Source organism: Olivibacter sp. EAT-5, from assembly GCF_044784325.1.
In the GTDB taxonomy this organism is placed as follows: Bacteria; Bacteroidota; Bacteroidia; order Sphingobacteriales; family Sphingobacteriaceae; genus Olivibacter; species Olivibacter oleidegradans.
The window spans coordinates 4,295,008-4,311,134 of record NZ_CP173028.1; the positions used below are offsets into that span (position 1 = coordinate 4,295,008).

Annotated in this window: 18 protein-coding genes; 4 read left to right on the forward strand and 14 right to left on the reverse strand. The window is 40.1% G+C overall.

Annotated features, from left to right (window positions below):
• Positions 1 to 29 precede the first annotated feature (29 nt).
• From ACH11B_RS17800 to ACH11B_RS17860, 13 genes are all read right to left on the reverse strand, one after another.
• Positions 30 to 539 (reverse strand): hypothetical protein, encoded by a 510-nt coding sequence (locus ACH11B_RS17800; RefSeq protein ID WP_377609237.1) that lies wholly within the window; start codon positions 537 to 539, stop codon positions 30 to 32.
• A complete protein-coding gene (locus ACH11B_RS17805; RefSeq protein WP_377609235.1) occupies positions 539 to 2,836 on the reverse strand; it encodes a phage tail protein in 2,298 nt (765 codons plus the stop codon). The genes ACH11B_RS17800 and ACH11B_RS17805 overlap by 1 nt, the downstream gene beginning before the upstream one ends.
• Positions 2,837 to 2,839: 3 nt before the next feature.
• Entirely contained in the window at positions 2,840 to 6,793 is a 3,954-nt protein-coding gene (locus tag ACH11B_RS17810) for a tape measure protein (RefSeq protein ID WP_377609233.1), read from the reverse strand.
• Positions 6,781 to 6,963 (reverse strand): helix-turn-helix domain-containing protein, encoded by a 183-nt coding sequence (locus ACH11B_RS17815; RefSeq protein WP_377609231.1) that lies wholly within the window; start codon positions 6,961 to 6,963, stop codon positions 6,781 to 6,783. Before ACH11B_RS17815 ends, ACH11B_RS17810 begins: the two co-directional genes overlap by 13 nt.
• A 287-nt stretch (positions 6,964 to 7,250) precedes the next feature.
• A complete protein-coding gene (locus ACH11B_RS17820; protein WP_377609229.1) occupies positions 7,251 to 7,718 on the reverse strand; it encodes a hypothetical protein in 468 nt (155 codons plus the stop codon).
• 46 nt (positions 7,719 to 7,764) lie between these two features.
• Complete coding sequence (locus tag ACH11B_RS17825) at positions 7,765 to 8,202, reverse strand: hypothetical protein (protein WP_377609227.1); 438 nt, start codon at positions 8,200 to 8,202, stop codon at positions 7,765 to 7,767.
• 9 nt (positions 8,203 to 8,211) lie between these two features.
• Positions 8,212 to 8,892 (reverse strand): hypothetical protein, encoded by a 681-nt coding sequence (locus tag ACH11B_RS17830; RefSeq protein ID WP_377609225.1) that lies wholly within the window; start codon positions 8,890 to 8,892, stop codon positions 8,212 to 8,214.
• 2 nt (positions 8,893 to 8,894) lie between these two features.
• Positions 8,895 to 9,302, reverse strand: coding sequence for a hypothetical protein (locus ACH11B_RS17835; RefSeq protein WP_377609223.1), 408 nt, complete (start codon positions 9,300 to 9,302; stop codon positions 8,895 to 8,897).
• Positions 9,299 to 9,763 (reverse strand): hypothetical protein, encoded by a 465-nt coding sequence (locus tag ACH11B_RS17840; RefSeq protein ID WP_377609221.1) that lies wholly within the window; start codon positions 9,761 to 9,763, stop codon positions 9,299 to 9,301. The genes ACH11B_RS17835 and ACH11B_RS17840 overlap by 4 nt, the downstream gene beginning before the upstream one ends.
• Before the next feature lie 20 nt (positions 9,764 to 9,783).
• On the reverse strand, positions 9,784 to 10,755 hold the full coding sequence (locus ACH11B_RS17845) for a BT4734/BF3469 family protein (protein ID WP_377609219.1): 972 nt from the start codon (positions 10,753 to 10,755) through the stop codon (positions 9,784 to 9,786).
• Positions 10,748 to 11,977 (reverse strand): AAA family ATPase, encoded by a 1,230-nt coding sequence (locus ACH11B_RS17850; RefSeq protein WP_377609217.1) that lies wholly within the window; start codon positions 11,975 to 11,977, stop codon positions 10,748 to 10,750. Before ACH11B_RS17850 ends, ACH11B_RS17845 begins: the two co-directional genes overlap by 8 nt.
• A 206-nt stretch (positions 11,978 to 12,183) precedes the next feature.
• A complete protein-coding gene (locus ACH11B_RS17855; protein WP_377609215.1) occupies positions 12,184 to 12,456 on the reverse strand; it encodes a helix-turn-helix domain-containing protein in 273 nt (90 codons plus the stop codon).
• Positions 12,457 to 13,169: 713 nt separating this feature from the next.
• A complete protein-coding gene (locus ACH11B_RS17860; protein ID WP_377609213.1) occupies positions 13,170 to 13,436 on the reverse strand; it encodes a hypothetical protein in 267 nt (88 codons plus the stop codon).
• A gap of 667 nt (positions 13,437 to 14,103) precedes the next feature.
• Here ACH11B_RS17860 and ACH11B_RS17865 point away from each other — a divergent pair.
• From ACH11B_RS17865 to ACH11B_RS17880, 4 genes are all read left to right on the forward strand, one after another.
• On the forward strand, positions 14,104 to 14,517 hold the full coding sequence (locus ACH11B_RS17865) for a hypothetical protein (RefSeq protein WP_377609211.1): 414 nt from the start codon (positions 14,104 to 14,106) through the stop codon (positions 14,515 to 14,517).
• A gap of 42 nt (positions 14,518 to 14,559) precedes the next feature.
• Entirely contained in the window at positions 14,560 to 15,003 is a 444-nt protein-coding gene (locus tag ACH11B_RS17870) for a hypothetical protein (RefSeq protein ID WP_377609209.1), read from the forward strand.
• A gap of 2 nt (positions 15,004 to 15,005) precedes the next feature.
• Entirely contained in the window at positions 15,006 to 15,344 is a 339-nt protein-coding gene (locus ACH11B_RS17875; RefSeq protein ID WP_377609206.1) for a hypothetical protein, read from the forward strand.
• A 65-nt stretch (positions 15,345 to 15,409) separates the two neighbouring features.
• Positions 15,410 to 15,703, forward strand: coding sequence for a hypothetical protein (locus tag ACH11B_RS17880; protein WP_377609204.1), 294 nt, complete (start codon positions 15,410 to 15,412; stop codon positions 15,701 to 15,703).
• 6 nt (positions 15,704 to 15,709) lie between these two features.
• Here the strand turns inward: ACH11B_RS17880 and ACH11B_RS17885 are convergent, their stop codons facing one another.
• The gene (locus ACH11B_RS17885; protein ID WP_377609202.1) at positions 15,710 to 16,126 is read right to left on the reverse strand and encodes a helix-turn-helix domain-containing protein; all 417 of its coding nucleotides are present in this window, start codon (positions 16,124 to 16,126) and stop codon (positions 15,710 to 15,712) included.
• Position 16,127 lies beyond the last annotated feature (1 nt).

Genomic DNA, 16,127 nt, shown 5'->3' on the forward strand with positions numbered 1-16,127 from the left:
ACGGCCCGATCTATGTCGGGCTATTTTTTTCAGTATGTAACTTTATTCTTTCGTATTTCCCTTACCTGTGCATTTTCTTTAAATCGGATTGCGGCAACCGCATCACCGTATACGTTGACAACGGCTTTACTGTTACCTGAAGCATCAATGTTCAATTTACTGCCGTCAAAAATGTCAATGATCGCAAAACTGTTACCAGTCAGCGTTATAACAGCTTCTGATTTATGCTTGATGTACATACGGCTCACTGAATATTCTGTTAATTCAATCGACGCTCTGCAAGCTCCCAGAAGCACACAAATGCTTTGGTTGGTTAATTGTACGGCCTCGTCGATAAAAACGCCGTAACGGGCCAGTAAATCAGCTCCATTGGCTTTTAAATAATCTTTAGAGGGAAAGTCATTTTCCAAGCAAAAATCTATCCCTTCAATGTAGTATTCGAGTAAGGATTCTTCGTCTTTACTTGATAGTATTCTCTGCAACCCTGGATCGCAAATACCATGTGATTTGGCCATTTCGGCCAGTTGATCTGTTTTCATTAAGCAGGTACCTCCCTATAAAGTTGATTGTAGCACCAGAATTGGCCGTCGTAAACAAACTGGTGACAATCTCCTATATTTGCATTCATGTTAGTATAAATTGTTCCGACATTTCCCGCAACATGGATGTTTATTCCGTTGCCATTGAACGTAATCGATGAGCTGTTCATTTGTCGTACGTATACAATCTTTCCATTATTAGGTGATGACGGAAGTGAAATTGTAATTGGATCAGTATTGTATGATGAAATCCATACATCTGTACGCATCAATGTAGATGTTGAATTTATCTGTCTTGATCTAAGGTTAAGTGATGCAAGTTGTCCTGATAGAATGTCTAATGCGATATTATCGCCACCTCCATTAACTTCAAGTATAAGGCCATAGTTTGTAAATAAAGGCGCGTTTTCTGTATTACGAAATAATCCTACTGCTCTCAGTCCGGTAACAGCAGACAGGACATTTGCCCCGATCATGGCAGTCGCTTCTTGGTCTACCCCTAAATTTTCACGGGCAATAATGTATGCCGATCCGTCTTCGTTAATAATTCCTCCATCAGTAATATTCCAATTGCCTATTTTACCGCTTAACGCCTCGATAACTCCTTTTATGAACGCGTCTGTAGCCCAAAATTGTCCTGCCTGATTTACACGATAGGGGGCACTATCGCGGCTATCGAAATCACTTCCAGACCATATTCTTATTGCGTCCAAAGTGTCTTCCAGCCCACTAATGCCTGCAACCGCACCTAGGTCGGGATTACCTGCAACAAAAGCACCCGATAAAACAGCCAATTCACCTACATACGTACGTAGGAACTGGTTGATTGCAGCAGCTCGGGATATTTCGTCCGAGGCCCGTTTAGCTTGTTCGGAAGCGCGAGACACCTGGCGAATTTCTCTTTTGTTTTTCGCTGTATCTTTCAGAATTCGCTCTTGCACAGTATACGGAACGAAGTTAGCCAACTCTGCACTGTACTGTATTCCGTTCCACAGACTATCGGTTATGTATAATGAGAGGGGATAGCTGACAGACGTGACGCGAACTGTTGTATCTATTTTTATATCTGGATCTATTATCCTTATCCTATCACCTGGATTAAGGTCATAACCGTTGCGCTTGAAATGCAAAACGTCAATACTTAATCCGTATCTAACTTGAGGAGCTTTATTCTCATCTAAAAATAATCTGGTTTCATCTTCAAGTCTTGTCAATGCAAAATCAACGTAAGATTGAGGTAGATAGATGTCCAGCAATTTGTATTTATCGCCAACCGCAGCTTTGAAATTCTCATTCGGCAAAGTCAATCCGGTACTTGTATCGGTGTTGCTCAAATATGAGATGGTTTTGGTTGTGTGGTCGTATTTGGTAATTTCGAATTCATAACCTGCTAGTTCGCCACTTTGAAAACCTATTTTTGCAGTTAATCCCGGAGCCAGATAATCATTAATGTTAAAATCGAGGTCAATGTCTTGAAGAGAATGAAATTTACTTTGCGGATCAAACGTCTCAACATTTGTTACCATTCCCGTTCTGGTTGGAAAAAGATCATCGTTTCTATATTCGCCTTCTTTAATTCCATATAAATCGATGTTTGCTTCTAATGCATTGGGAAGTTGTAACCTACTAAATGGATAGGCTTGAGGTAAATTGCGAGACCCACCAACGCCGTATACTCTGGTTATTACATTTTTTTCCTGCACGTACTCTCTGGAAATGTTATAAAGGCCATTACCGCGTCCGTACTGTAATGTTATGTTTCGATCCACACCGATCTGTTTGATCATCGTGATTTCCTTTCCGTTTACTGACCATTCCAACCCGAAAGTTTCGGCGATTTGGGTTAGAGCAACTTTACAGGAAACGCCGTCGAAATATGTATGCTGTTCACCAGTAGGAGAGACATCTCCCATTGTCCATCCATCGTCAATTTCGTTTATTGAGCCGATCAAAAGACTTACGTGATCCTCAGCGGTACCGAAAAATGCAAATTCGGAATTCCCCAGATGTCGAAAGAATTTATCATAAAGTCTAAAAATAGGTGCCTCAAAAACAATATTATATTGATGCTGGATGGTATGTTCTACCTTTGAATAATCAGGCACAGTGTTGACGGTATATCTTATCCCCTTATATTCAATATAATCGCCTATTTGAATATTGATAGGTTTAGGAACCCGATAGTTATTTACACTTATTGCATGCTCCGCCATTAATCCATGCTGAAAGGAGATGTCCCTTGTGGGTTTAAGCTTGATCGTTTCTTTGCCTTCTCTATAAACTTGTATGAATTCCATAAATTAAGCCGTATATCCTCTTAAGGAGGGTTGAGAAGATGTGTTTTTATTTATTGCTTTCAGCTCATACACAGCGTTTTTCATCTCATCCCACGTACCGGCAGTGTTTCTTTCAATGTTAAGTGCTGCATCCAAATTGCGCTGCGCAAAGCCCATGTGTGATTGCATGATTTTAGTCTGTGTCTGTGCTTCCGAAAGAAGGTTCTTGTTGATCGAATAGATGTTTAGCTGAACTCCCATCCATTTATTGGCCGTGTCTTCGGTGATTGAACGTCCTATTGTGCCGGCCAAGCCTGAGCTTGCCGAGGTATTACCTTCTTTTTTCAATCCCAAACCTTTGTAAGCTTCTTCTAGAGCCTGATTGAAATCCTTACCGGCTTTGTTTAGCTGCTCTCTCCATCCAGTAAAATCATAACTTGAAAGTGATTTGTTGTGATCTAACATATACTCCGTGAGATCATCAGTCATATTTTTTATTAGAGGCTCAATAAGCTTTAGCTTAAGACTGTTAGCGAGCGCATTTTTAATGAACTGATCAAATGTCTTATTCAACGCCTGTATACCGTTTTCTCCTGCCTCAAACGCACTTAGTAAGGCATTGGCGAGGTTATCAGATAATTGTTTAAAGTTTGTCTGCAATAGATTTTCACTTATCGCCCGCTGTATGTCTTCAATAGCGAATTCAGCATTACGTATTGCGTCGTTGTATGCTTCAATAGCATCTTTATCTTTTTTCTTCTTCTTGCTTTCGGCATCCCTTTGAGCGGCAAGATTGCGTATCTGTTCTTGAAGGTTTCTTATTGCCGCCTCACTATCATCATAATAGCTCTTACCAACACTTTGATCTATTTTTCTCTGTAATGAATCATATTGAACCTCAAGCGCCTTTAAGGCAACCTTATATCCTTCTATCTGCTTCTGTAGTCGCTTATCTTTGGTATTGAACAAGTCAATTACAGAGGTTAACGTTTTTATTGTACCGGTAACAATTCCGCCAACATTTCCATTGGCGATACTTTTACCTAATTCGCCAATACCACCCAACAGGTTAGTGACCTTGCCTAAAGTCTCGTGCAATCCTTCGCTGCCTATCCCAAGTGTCTGCAATCCCTGTCCTAATTCCGATAGTGATTGAGCAGCAATATTAAACGACTCGCTTGCAACGTCCGCAAGATCTTTGAAAGCAAGTTTTGACTCGTCGCTTCCTTTCCCGAATTGCTTTACTTTTTTACGATAATTGTCCAGTGAATCGCCAATCCCCTTGAAAGGATTTTGAAGATTTAGCTCATGAGTTTTATCCTCGATCTCATTAACTATCCGGCTGTACTCCTGCGCTGTAATCTTGCCTTCAAGTTTTGCTACTTCGATTCTATCACGAGCTTGCTTCAGCCATTGACGAGTAGCTTTTTGTCCCATACGGAACATATTCATGAAGGTATCCTCCCAACTAGTTTCAAGACGTATTGCGGCGGATGTTTCTTGGCTGATCTGTTCGTCCCTGTTACGTTTCAATTGATTTAACTGCTCTTTACTGGCAGAATCACCAAGTGCCGTTATATTTTCCTGGTACTGGCGTTCGATTTCCTCAATACGTTGCCCGTAAGTCTTGGCTGCATCGTAAGCTCTCGCATACCTTTCTTGTTCTCGTTGCTCCTGTAAACGCCCGAAGTCCTCTTGTAGGTCTACGAACTTTTTTAACCGTTCTTCCTCAACACCAGTGATAGTCCCATCTAGTTTTCTCACCATTAGCGGCGCAATAGCGTCCTGTAATTTTTTCTCATAGTCCAGGTCAATATTGTATTTTCGTTTTGCATATTCCTCGCTGATACCATCTAATGCGGTGTAATAATCTTCCCACATTTGCTTTTGGCGTTCAAGTTGTTTGGTCAGTATGCCCGTATTTTCTGAATAGGTAATATCATTAGTTGCCTTGGCCTCAGCCCGATCTATACGCACTTCGACTCCATCACCGAGGCCAAGCTCTTGTGCTTCCCTGCGTAATTGCGCAAACCTATCGCGTTCTGCCTGGATTTTTTCCTCCGTTGCGGTCAGGGATTTGCGGGATACTTCGTCCTCAATTTTAGCTAACTCTAGAAGGAACCTTTTTCGATCACTCAACTCTTTCTTGCTCTCTTTACTTGCTTTCCCTGTAATGGCCTGCAATTCTTTCTCAAGGGCTATTATCTCTTTCTGGAATTTTTTATATTGCTCCTGTGTTGTTGATTCTGCTGCCTGTTTTTCCTTCAAGGATTTAATCTCTGCCTCTATAACATCAACAGTGCGAGGTCGGGTGTACCTCGTCTTAGGTTGGTCATCAGGAGTACCGGTTACGGCCTCGTTCCAAATATCCGCGAACTGTTTCTTTATCTCTTCCTGTGCGGTCTTTTTGGCGTTCCTTACTTGATCTACAATCCGTTTATTTGCTGAATCGCTACCAAACAGTCCGTCCCACCATTCGCCGGCACTAAGACCTTGGGAAGTTGGAGCAAAGGTGTTCTTCAAAGACTGGCCTAACTTTTGCGACCAAGAAAGTGCGTCGATACCCTTTCTTTCCAGTTCATCAATCTCATCACCTAATCTGTTAAATTCAGCGAAGGCCAATCTTGCGTCAGCAGCACGTTGAACACTTTTAATATATTCATCAATTGCTGTTTTTGCTTTTCCAGCCGCTATTTCTTCTTGGGAATATCCCTTGACTGCACCTTTCGTCATACCGTTCAAGCGGTCGTAAGCAGATGCCTTCTGCTCCGCCGATGCGGTGCTGGACTTAAGGACTGAAATTTGGTTCTCAATGGAGCGTATTTCCGATGATACAGTTTTTGCGCTCTCCTCCTGAACCTTATTTAACGCCTGATGGGCTTCTTCCGCCGCGGTTACTGTCTGAGTGAGCGAATAAATAGCTAGCCCTAAAGCACCTATGATAGCAGTATAAGCGGCCACCGGAGATGCTGCCAGTATTGCGTTGTAAGCGGCTTGAGCTTTTTGTAACAATGCTAATTGAGCATATTGAAGCGCGAAAGAAGCCGTTACACCTGCGCGATTGGCGATAGCTAACTTCTCAAGGGCAATTGTAACAAGTAAAGCAGCCCTATAGGATCCGTATGCGCCTATCAGTAGCGAAATAACTTCCACCACCTTTTCATAGTTCTCTACAAGATCCGCAAGCAATTCTATTGACTTACCGATAGTGCCCTCATTAGATTGGCCAATCTTGTTCAACATTACGTCCCATGCGTCACCGAGTTTTTCTATCTGACCTGTGAGAGATGCGCTCTGTTTTTCCATTAATCCGCCAAACATACTCCCTACGGCAGTCATGTTCCTGAAGGCCTGCTCCACCTCCTTAAAGCCAACTTTGCCCGCTTCCACAAATGACGCAACGTCTTCTGTGTTTATTTTAAGGACCTTGCTAAGTTCCTCGTAAATAGGGATTCCTCTGCCCGCAAATTGTCTTATATCCACCGCATATGCGCGTCCCTGTGTTCTCAATGTGCCGTAAAGATATACAATGTCGCCGATGTTGGCAGATACACCGGCGGCAACGTCACCGAGCATTCTTAGCTCATCTACGACAGTCTCAGCGGATGATCCGTACGCGAGTAGTTGTTTTGCTGCTTTAGCCGAATCTTTAAGCCCAAAAGGAGTTTGAGAAGCAAACTGGATCAGCTCGGCCATTAGCTTATCTGATTTCTCTTTGCTCTTTAACATCGTGGTGAATGCTATATCTAGTTGCTGAAACTCACCACGAACCTTAACTAGCTCTGATACAAAACTTTGGATTGTATGAACAGAGAATGCGCCTATGATGGCTTTCTCTAGCCTGGTCATGGCATTGGCAGACTGGTTCGCTGCTTGCGTAGTTGACCCCTCAAGACCATGCAAACGTCTCTCTGCGTTTCTTATAGCCCTTTCTAACGCACTATCGTCAACCTCTAACACATATTTTAGCGATGGCAACTTTTACCTCCATTCTCTATAAAATTCCTCAAATCATCAGTCTTAAAGTAAAGCTTGTTACCGACTTTGTGAGCTCTTATCGATCCTCTTGACACTCTAAGGCGTAACGCTAATTCAGAAATGCTAAGAAATTCTGCTGCCTGTGGTGTGCGTAAATACTCTTTATTCATGTCGCTTGTATTTGATGTAAATTTCGGTTCTAAATGAAACCGAACGAAACACTCGTGTTTCCAAATGACACAATAGGAAACACATAAAATTAACCCTTAAATACAGCGTGGTAAATCGGTCGTGTTTTCCAGAAGAGACGGGAAAGTAGACCGTCAAAAAAGTAATTTAATGTTGTGGGGTAGGGGGGGATTACTACCAATTTCACTACCAAACCTCAATAATTCCGTTGTATATCGGCCTGATAGTGAATTTTGGATTATTTTAAAAGAGTCAGGAGGATTATAACCTATATTTTTTCGAACACACTGGAGGCAAGACGGTCCAGCATGTCTTTTACATTTGCACTTATTTTAATAGCGGATCCTGTTATTACGTCGTAACCATAGCCCTCCACATACGATGCGTATTCCATACCGGCTACGAAAATTATTGCCCACCCAACGGGATGTTCGTTTGTAACTTTCTCAGCAGCTTCCTTACCTTTTGTTCTTCCCTCCGATTTTTGACCGTCAAATTTGCTACCTATAACCTTCCCGTTGAAAGCGATAAGGTAGCCTATTGAAGATCTAAGATTACCTGTATCATCATTAAATCCGCCTTGATCAGGGGTTTTCGATCTAGCGTCTATGATGAACTGAAGTCCAACCGCATCGAGTGAAGTGTGTATGTACCGGTGGTTTGCCTCTATTATTTCTTTTGCCCGTTTTTTTATGTCGGCGTTCGTGAACTTGGCTTTTAGTTTGAATTTTATCATTTGCATTTAATGTAAAATCACCCCTGGTAAGGAGGGGTGTACATACTTAAATATTTAAAAGTTTAAATACCTCATCAATCACATTACCGCCGTCGTATTCTCGAAAGCCAGGCACTCCCGGCTTAGGGAAATCTTTGCCTAATTTTGAATTTGTAGACTCCTGCTCTAAGAATTGAGCATAAGATTTTTCATCTTCTAGAAACGCCTTAAAATCATCGTCTGATTCAAATCTCATACGTTTCATGTTCTTAATTGCTTTTTCTTTATGAGATTGGGTGGACTCTGCTAAGGCCATCAATAATTCAGCTACTCTATTATTGTTTTCATTTTGTGCTACACCTTCCGAGTAACCCTTTAAAGCTTTTATGTCCGACGCCATCTGCTTCGCCCATTCAGGCATTCCGTTTGCATCCGATTTTTTGGCTGCTTCTTCTTGTTTTTCTACGTCAGCCGCAACCTGTTGAGCTATTTCACTTAAATTCATATTACCTCCTTATTTGTTTAATTTTTCTTTATTTTGTTCAACTGCCCACGCTAGGGTTTTACCTGATGGCATCTTTAGATCTGACCCATCGATACCATCCTTTTTCATGCTGGCCAATAGCTTGAGAGATAAGTTCCCGAGCTTAGACTTCATCTCCTCCCATTCCTTTAATAGTGATTTCACCGATGATAGAATTATAGCATCTTCTTCATTTGTTATGTATTTATTGAATTGCTCCTTTACTAATGCTTTGTATTCATCTGTAACAACAATTTCACCTACATCGTTGATAGGTAGAAAATCTGAGCTGATTAATTCGCTAGGGTAGTAGCCATATATGCTATCCGTTCTTGATCTCTCAACGGCGTTATTAAAAGCGTATAATTTGCTATCGAAGCCCCCTCGTGACCTAGCCAGCTCTTTATCCACAGCGTTCCTAAGATATTTATTCTGCTTCCCAATGAAATCGATACATAGGTTATCTATCAAGGTAACCATTACACCATTGATAGCGGTTTTGGCTGTTTGTTTATTCCATACGCCCCCTAAAGGCTCAGCGAATTCAATGAAATCGGCTTTTAATTTCTTTAACTCAGATGCTAAACGCTGAATTTTCAGTATAAAATTATCAGCCTCTTTGGTTCCGTCGTGGATTAAAATAGGTTCAAAGGTTTTGTTTCCTGTTTTCATATTTATTGTTTTTGGTTTTTAATTTGATTTATTATAGATTTTATCACGCAGGCGCTATCCTCTTGAATCGGCATCACCCCTTTATCTCTTTTCACGTCGTTTAAACTGTCCAAGAATTCGTCGCTAGCGAGCATAGCTTCAAGTGATTCGTAGTCCAGAGACAATGCAAGTGGCTTGCTCAGATAAAAGGAATTCTCTTTCGTCTCAATATCATGTAACAACCACACTTCATGGTCATTTCTATCGCACTCGAAGATGTATTGTTTACCGTCAGTGTACACTTCAAGAAAAATGATACCGGCGAAGACACGTTTTACGAATGGAACATGATAGTTGTCGAGGGCAGTGTTTTTCAACGCTGTTACAGCCTTTCCGTAATCGAGGATTGATATTTTTTCTATTTTGCTCATAACCTTGCCTCCCTGATAACCCTAAATAAGTCACTTGCGGTTTGCTGTAACGGGAAGAATCCTCTTGCCTCCTTGTGCGCATTTACGTCATCTAAGAACTCGTCACTGCCAACGAACTCCTCTACCGAGTTGTAACCCAAAGACTTCACAAAGGGAAGATCAATCGTTGCTGAAAAGTGTCTGGTTTTTATCTCCTGCACAACGGTAATTAAATAACCGTTTCTTACCCCTATGAATATATCCTCTTTACCGTTGGTCAAAAGCCTGATAAACATGATCCCACCATAAACCTTAGAAGTCATCCCAAACTCCAAATTAGCCTGGATGTCTTCATAAAGTCTGGCTATAGCTTGAGAGAAATACGGGCTGCCCACCGATACCATAATATATCCACTGTCCGGTTTTTTCTTGAGTTTAGATCGTCTTTTGACCCTGTTTTCTGATTTTTTTCTTTTACTCATTTTGTTCTGAATTTAATTGTTTATTGAAGTGATTTAATTGTTTCGAAAGCTTTTCGCCAGCCGTCTTTACCGTTGCCTCCGCAGTAATAATGCAAGAGCAAGGTTATAGGCGATGCGCTCCAGCCTCCGTTATCTTTTTTAAAGTGTTCTATGCACGGTGTCTCGCTACTAAAAGCGAAGAGCGTGCGGCGATCTACATGATAATCTACGCTTAGTCCAGCTCTTACCGCTTTATCAGGTCTAGTGTATCTTATCCTATCACCTTTCCTGCTATGAAAGGTGAATCCGTAGTTAACCAAAATGGTGTCGATCGTGCTTTCATCTACGTTACGATTAAACCATTCTATAAGCATCCTTCCATCTGATGTACTGAACGATTTTGACCCATTTGTTTTAAGGCTTTTTTTAGACGTCTCAGGCGCTTTGATTAATTTATCAAATGTCAATGCCGATTCGTTGAAATAAGCATCTTCATCGAACGCTAAGAAGCGAATGGAGGCAACATTGCTTGGGGCAGGATCTATTTTTATGCCCATACGCAAGAATGATGACTCCATGGCATCAAAATGCTCTTTATGCTTATCTGTATCGGAAATTTTCATCAGCCCCCACAAACCGTTACCGCTTGCTGATCTGGCTAAATATTGGACGTAGGGTATTCTTGAGATAAGATCAAAAGTCGAGATTATTTTACCTTCAATGTTGTCGATGTCGAAAGCCATAAAGCCCGTGTGTGATTCGTGAAAATCCGATCCTCTTCCGCCTACCTGTATACTTGAAGGTGTTATAGCTAGAAGTTGTTTTTTTAGTGCTTTTTGCTCATCCGATTTGTACGGTAATGACCTTATCTTCGCTATCAACTCAGTTTGAGCAGGTTTTGTTAAAACATCAACAAAGTTTACCACGTTTGGCGTCGTACCCATAGCCCATTGTCCTTGTATCTCATAAGGCCTGAATAAAGAGCACTGAGATTGTAGTAAAGTCTTATTCATCTCTTACATCGTTAAAGGTTATTTGTGCGTATCTTCCACTCTTGGCGCGCTGGTCAAGTACTCCGTCGTTCTTTAGTCGCTCTATGAATTCAGTTACCTTATCTCTTCCAGGAGCTTTAGGTAAGTTAAAATGGGCCTTCAGGTTGGATGCGAATATTGGGATAAGTTGAGTAGTCAAATAGCCTTCTTTCCGTACATTGAACGTAGGCCTGAGAATTCCTTTTAACTCTTCTATATCTATCTCAGAGTAATCAGGTAACTTCCTTTGGTCAGGCTTCTTAGCGTTTGGCTCTTGGGTTACAAGGTTGTCAAAATCGACTCTGTCTCCTGTGTTGGAAAATGTGAAATCTTCCTCATTGAATGCTAGGACGTAACTGGCATTTTTATATTCCTTGCTTAGGTAGTTTCCTTTAAGAACTGAAAGGTGTTTGTAATCGGGATTGTTGCTATCTGACCTTAACTCAAGAGCCAGTCTTACTTTTTGCTCTAGACCGGCTGCACCCATTATGTTACTCTTGCTTGGAGCCAGGTGTTCGGTCTTTTTATTTGTGTGGTGCATTAATAAAATTAAACACCGATGATCCAATGTGAGCTTTCTGAATTTAGTAAGATACTTACGCATCTCACTATTGTCCTTTATATCGTTTATAAGGTCTCCCAACGTGTCTATCACTATTAGGTCCACTGGTTGGCGTTTAAGGATGGCTTCAATATTCTCTATCAACTCTTCGCTGTCAAATATGAACTGCAGGGAGTCGTTTAAATTCTTCTTTTCGTCTGGTGTAAAGTTTTTCGTTTGCCTGTTCAGTACATAGCTTATCGCTAAGTCATCATCTTCTGAGCACACTACTATTGCTTTTCTATGGATAGGATTAAACTTGAAACCTATATATTCATCTCTGCCTGCGCAAAGGTTGATAGCGAGATTTCTGGTAAACATTGATTTTCCTGCATCTGAACTACCGGCTAAAAGAACTAACCCCACGGAGGGGAAAAAACCGTCTAGTAGAGTTGGTATTTCTCTAATGTTTCTAGCAAGAAGGTCACCCGCTGTATTGATCTGAAATGAGCTTTTCAGCGCCTCAATAGAGCAATCTAAGCCATCATCACTAATATGAGCGCCAAAGTCAGCTATTGGTTGCTTACCTTCAAGGATCTTCATTATTTGTCCTCCCAATCTTTTAGAGCAAAGTGCATCACTGATCGCCCTGTTAATGGACATTTTTTGTAATAGGCAATTTTTACGGTTCCTGTAAAGTAGACTAGACCGTGTAAAGCCCTACAAAGTGATGCAATCTCAAGATTGGTCGCATTAGACAGATCCCTTCGACTTCGTGGTTGTTTTTGAGATAGAGCTTGGTAGATAAGCTTTTCCTCGCTATCTTTGTGTTGTTCTGAATGTAGAGTGGGGGTTGTTCGTTTGTCCATCTAAGCCCCCTTTCTTTCTAAATCTTCCAACACATGCTTCCAATTGTACCGATAGCATCCGCCTATCTTCATGAATCTTATCTTTCCCTTATTTCGCCATTGCCTCAAAGTAGGCTGGGAAATATTTAATCGACTCATAAGTGTTAGATTATCGATAATTTCCTGCTGTTTAGATTCAGTACTTACCGGCTTTGCTTCATGAATCAGTCCAGCTTCAAGTAGTGATTCAATAAGCAAATGTTTGAATTCTTCTTTGTTGTTTACTACTAACATAGTTTGACTATTTTGTATTACAAATTTACGTAGGTTACATGTATAAACCAAAAAATAATAAAATGCAGCACAAATTCGTGAATAAATTATTGATTTATAGGTATATAATGTATTGAAAAACGATGTAACATTTCTGAAAAATATGGGAATATATGGTTTATACGTGTAACTTTTTGTGATATTCTCCATTTTAGGTTATAATCCACATTTATCCAATTTTAGACATGTAAATTATTGAATTATAGATCATTGAATTAATTGGTAGCGTTTATGGTGGCAATTTTATGATATTTTTCCGTCAAGGTGTGTTTTTGATTCACCTTTGGATGTAGGCATTACCGACGGCTGATTGTCTTAAGTTAACCTACTAGCCTAGCAATTTTAGTTTAGTTGAGTTGATGTTTTTTCAGAGTTCAACTCTACTAACCTGGAACCCCCTATAGGGAAGTTCCGTTAGGTAAGTTAAGTTTCATTAACTCCACTGGTTTTTTAAGTCTACTAGGGGAGTTGATTAGTTTTAGTAGAGTTAAATTAGTGAAGTTGATTTTTATCACCTTTTTTTATGGAGGTGCAAAACTCTTGGTGGGTATTAAACTCAAAATTTGATAGCTCATTATACTTATCAAATTTTAGCAATTGCGTAGTATTAATCACATTTTAATATGCTGATTTTAAACATTTTAACTGTTTATCGATTGTGACATAGTCAATCTTTAGAAATAGCGTACCCAATCGTATTTCAATGCGCTTTTTTTGTAGGCTTCCACGTCTATACCTTCAATAAATTTTCGAGCGGACAGGAGGGGAGTAAACCACTTAGTAGGTTTGTCTTTATAGTAGAATTTGCGGCCATCCCGTTCCACTGCCACTATATTAAGCAACCGATGTTTTTCTACAGCTTTTGAAATCTTTAGGTAATTCTTTTGGTTCGGGGTTAGGGTTTGAGATTTATATAGATGATCAAAATTATGCCGATCCATGAAATATCCTTTGAATAGGTACAGCCTTCTACATCTGTTCCCTTTAAAAGGGCAAAAAAAGAACCATACTCGGCCGTTCCCAATATTTGAGGGTGTCGACACTATACCGATCCTTTGATGCATCTGAGAGCCGCTAAATGAGTACAAAAGGTTCGCAACACCTCTGTCCCCTTTTATTGTAATATCACCTGATACCTCTATAAATAAACCTGCTCTGTTGCATAGCGTTAAACTAAATTCATGTGTTCCTGATGCAGGGATCTTCGAATAGGGCATCAAACACCGGACATCCTGAATGGTAAAACTATGTAATAAGTTAAGCCGCTGAGTCATTTTGTCTAAATCATTAACAAACGTGAACTTTTACTCAAATATACGGAATCTGAAGTTAGCGTATATTGTGAAATATTTGTAACTAATATGTAAATATTGTCCAACTTTAACCAAATAAATACTCACAGTAAGCAATTTTTTAACACTTAAGGTTAATTGAAAATAAATTTGGTAATATTGTGTCATTGTTCGCATGTTTGTAATGCGAAACTACTCTGAAGAAATTCAGAAAAAAATTTATTAACAATAATGCCCGGCGATCGGTTGCAAGTACCGAAACTTTCCATGCTTTGGAGTGGTTTCGCAGCGACCGGGCTGTTTAATAAAAATTACCATGGGAACTACCCAATTAAGACCGCAGGCTAGCGAAACCTGCAATGGAACAAACAACAATCTTCCTGTTAAGCCCAATGATCGGTACGTTAAAGCTACGCTGTACTGTCTTGATGGAGAAATTAAAGAGATCGTTCAATTAATCCCTCGATTCGATGGGTGGATGGATCCAATCGAAATTGCGGCGAATCTTATGATTGAGTATGTCAATAGGTTGACCCGATACTGGGTTAAAATAAGTCATTTCAGTATCGAGTTCGGATCCATTGATAAAAAGAAGGGATTTATAACAACCGTAAAATACCGTGACTTCATTATTCCAACGGAACAGATATTCGTAAGCGGAAATTACGGTGAGTGGGTAGCTCCAACCAGGGAATATGTATGGAAACACTTGGACGGCACTATGTCTTAAAGCAACTAAGACTAAATTCTTTAACTTTTAATCCATAAGATTATGTTTAAAAATATTAATATCGATGTAAAAAATGCCGATTGGCTGTCTGATAGCACTAAAAATAATTTGCTTAAAATTTATGATAGTGTCAGTGTTAATGACGCTACCGATTACGCAATTAAACTTCTAAACTTTGACTGTAGTGACCTGTCCCCACAGATCTATAAACAGGTGGTGGTATCACTTTTCAGGTGTCTAATACTTGAAGGTGCAAACGAGGTTATGGGCAACTTCTACAATGATGCCGGGAATGTGCTTAAAAACCTTCATAGCTTCTTTGATGCTCTTGATAATGAATGTTTCCACAAACTTATGGATATTTATGCAGTATATAATCAGATTTACTTAGGTAAACAAATGTCGACCTCTGAATGCGAGGAAAAATCGTTTGAACTAGTCGCGCACTATACTGAAATAGGTAAGAAACAAACAACCTCTTTATAGCAATGAAACGGACCACTACAATGGATGTTAACCTATCAGATAGGAAACGTGCCGAAACACTAGAATCTTTAAGAAGCATTGTGTCCGCTTTCGATAGATGTATACAGGCTTGCGTGGGAGTTAGGAACGAGCTGTTTATAATGGCTATGAGACATTGCAAGACGTTTAAAGATAAGGAGCGCGCTATTATGAAATTTTGTATGGTACATGGTGGCACGTGGCCATACGATGATTTTCGTCAGTGGGAATACAGAATCGATGACGAGGGAGAAGAATGTTTAGTGTTAGCTCCCATATTAAAGGCTAAGGATATAATGGATCAGTCGTACATAGCAAACTAAATTAACTTAAGTGCACGTTTAAAGATATACGGTATTTCACTGTGTACCACTTAAAATAAGATATTATGGAACAGAAGATTTTTTCAGAGCGTGAGACAATGCACCTGTTGCAATCTGCTGTAACAATAGCTGTTACGGAGGTTCTTGGAAGAACTGGCGCGATTAAGCCAGATTTAAGTAAAAACGAAGCTTACAGGATATATGGCCGTTCAAATGTGGATAGATGGATTGAGAAAAAGAAGGTGACTAAACGGCAAGCAGGAAAGAATACGAAGTGGAGGCTAGATAGGGCAGAACTTGAAGTTGCAAGGGCCTCCGATTTAAAGATTTCAAGAGTGTTTTTTAAGGGGGCTGAATAGCCCCCTTTATTTTTTATTTGTCGTATCCAAACCGTCAAGTTTAGATATTAGGTCTACCACTAGATTTTTCAAATCATTCAACTCAACTTCCATTCTGGAAATTTTAGCAAGTAAGGTCGTGTTATCGTTTTTAATACGATTATCTACCGTTCTATCTTCTCCTAACCCAGTGTCTAGCCAATTCAAATTCATGCCGTACCTTAACCGCATGTGATCACGAACTTTTTTATTTATCGAACTTACAGCCCGTTCGATTTGGCTTATCGTCTTTCTGCTTATTCCAATTTCATCGGATAGTTCAGCCTGTGTCCGGCCAACTGACAGCCGGAAAGCGACGAATCTAGCAGCGGCCTCTGCGTCGTGTTTTCTGTCTCCTTTAATTGGCGGTTTGGTTGAATATTTACCTTCTATGGGATTTTTCATC

What these genes read in the sequence shown, in the direction of transcription:
- ACH11B_RS17800 (WP_377609237.1), bottom strand. Translation starts at nt 539, where the DNA reads ATGAAAACAGATCAACTGGCCGAAATGGCCAAATCACATGGTATTTGC.
- ACH11B_RS17860 (WP_377609213.1), bottom strand. Translation starts at nt 13,436, where the DNA reads ATGGATCGGCATAATTTTGATCATCTATATAAATCTCAAACCCTAACC.
- ACH11B_RS17835 (WP_377609223.1), bottom strand. Translation starts at nt 9,302, where the DNA reads ATGAGCAAAATAGAAAAAATATCAATCCTCGATTACGGAAAGGCTGTA.
- ACH11B_RS17880 (WP_377609204.1), top strand. Translation starts at nt 15,410, where the DNA reads ATGGAACAGAAGATTTTTTCAGAGCGTGAGACAATGCACCTGTTGCAA.
- ACH11B_RS17840 (WP_377609221.1), bottom strand. Translation starts at nt 9,763, where the DNA reads ATGAGTAAAAGAAAAAAATCAGAAAACAGGGTCAAAAGACGATCTAAA.
- ACH11B_RS17805 (WP_377609235.1), bottom strand. Translation starts at nt 2,836, where the DNA reads ATGGAATTCATACAAGTTTATAGAGAAGGCAAAGAAACGATCAAGCTT.
- ACH11B_RS17830 (WP_377609225.1), bottom strand. Translation starts at nt 8,892, where the DNA reads ATGAAAACAGGAAACAAAACCTTTGAACCTATTTTAATCCACGACGGA.
- ACH11B_RS17885 (WP_377609202.1), bottom strand. Translation starts at nt 16,126, where the DNA reads ATGAAAAATCCCATAGAAGGTAAATATTCAACCAAACCGCCAATTAAA.
- ACH11B_RS17845 (WP_377609219.1), bottom strand. Translation starts at nt 10,755, where the DNA reads ATGAATAAGACTTTACTACAATCTCAGTGCTCTTTATTCAGGCCTTAT.
- ACH11B_RS17855 (WP_377609215.1), bottom strand. Translation starts at nt 12,456, where the DNA reads ATGTTAGTAGTAAACAACAAAGAAGAATTCAAACATTTGCTTATTGAA.
- ACH11B_RS17850 (WP_377609217.1), bottom strand. Translation starts at nt 11,977, where the DNA reads ATGTCCATTAACAGGGCGATCAGTGATGCACTTTGCTCTAAAAGATTG.
- ACH11B_RS17875 (WP_377609206.1), top strand. Translation starts at nt 15,006, where the DNA reads ATGAAACGGACCACTACAATGGATGTTAACCTATCAGATAGGAAACGT.
- ACH11B_RS17865 (WP_377609211.1), top strand. Translation starts at nt 14,104, where the DNA reads ATGGGAACTACCCAATTAAGACCGCAGGCTAGCGAAACCTGCAATGGA.
- ACH11B_RS17815 (WP_377609231.1), bottom strand. Translation starts at nt 6,963, where the DNA reads ATGAATAAAGAGTATTTACGCACACCACAGGCAGCAGAATTTCTTAGC.
- ACH11B_RS17870 (WP_377609209.1), top strand. Translation starts at nt 14,560, where the DNA reads ATGTTTAAAAATATTAATATCGATGTAAAAAATGCCGATTGGCTGTCT.
- ACH11B_RS17825 (WP_377609227.1), bottom strand. Translation starts at nt 8,202, where the DNA reads ATGAATTTAAGTGAAATAGCTCAACAGGTTGCGGCTGACGTAGAAAAA.
- ACH11B_RS17820 (WP_377609229.1), bottom strand. Translation starts at nt 7,718, where the DNA reads ATGATAAAATTCAAACTAAAAGCCAAGTTCACGAACGCCGACATAAAA.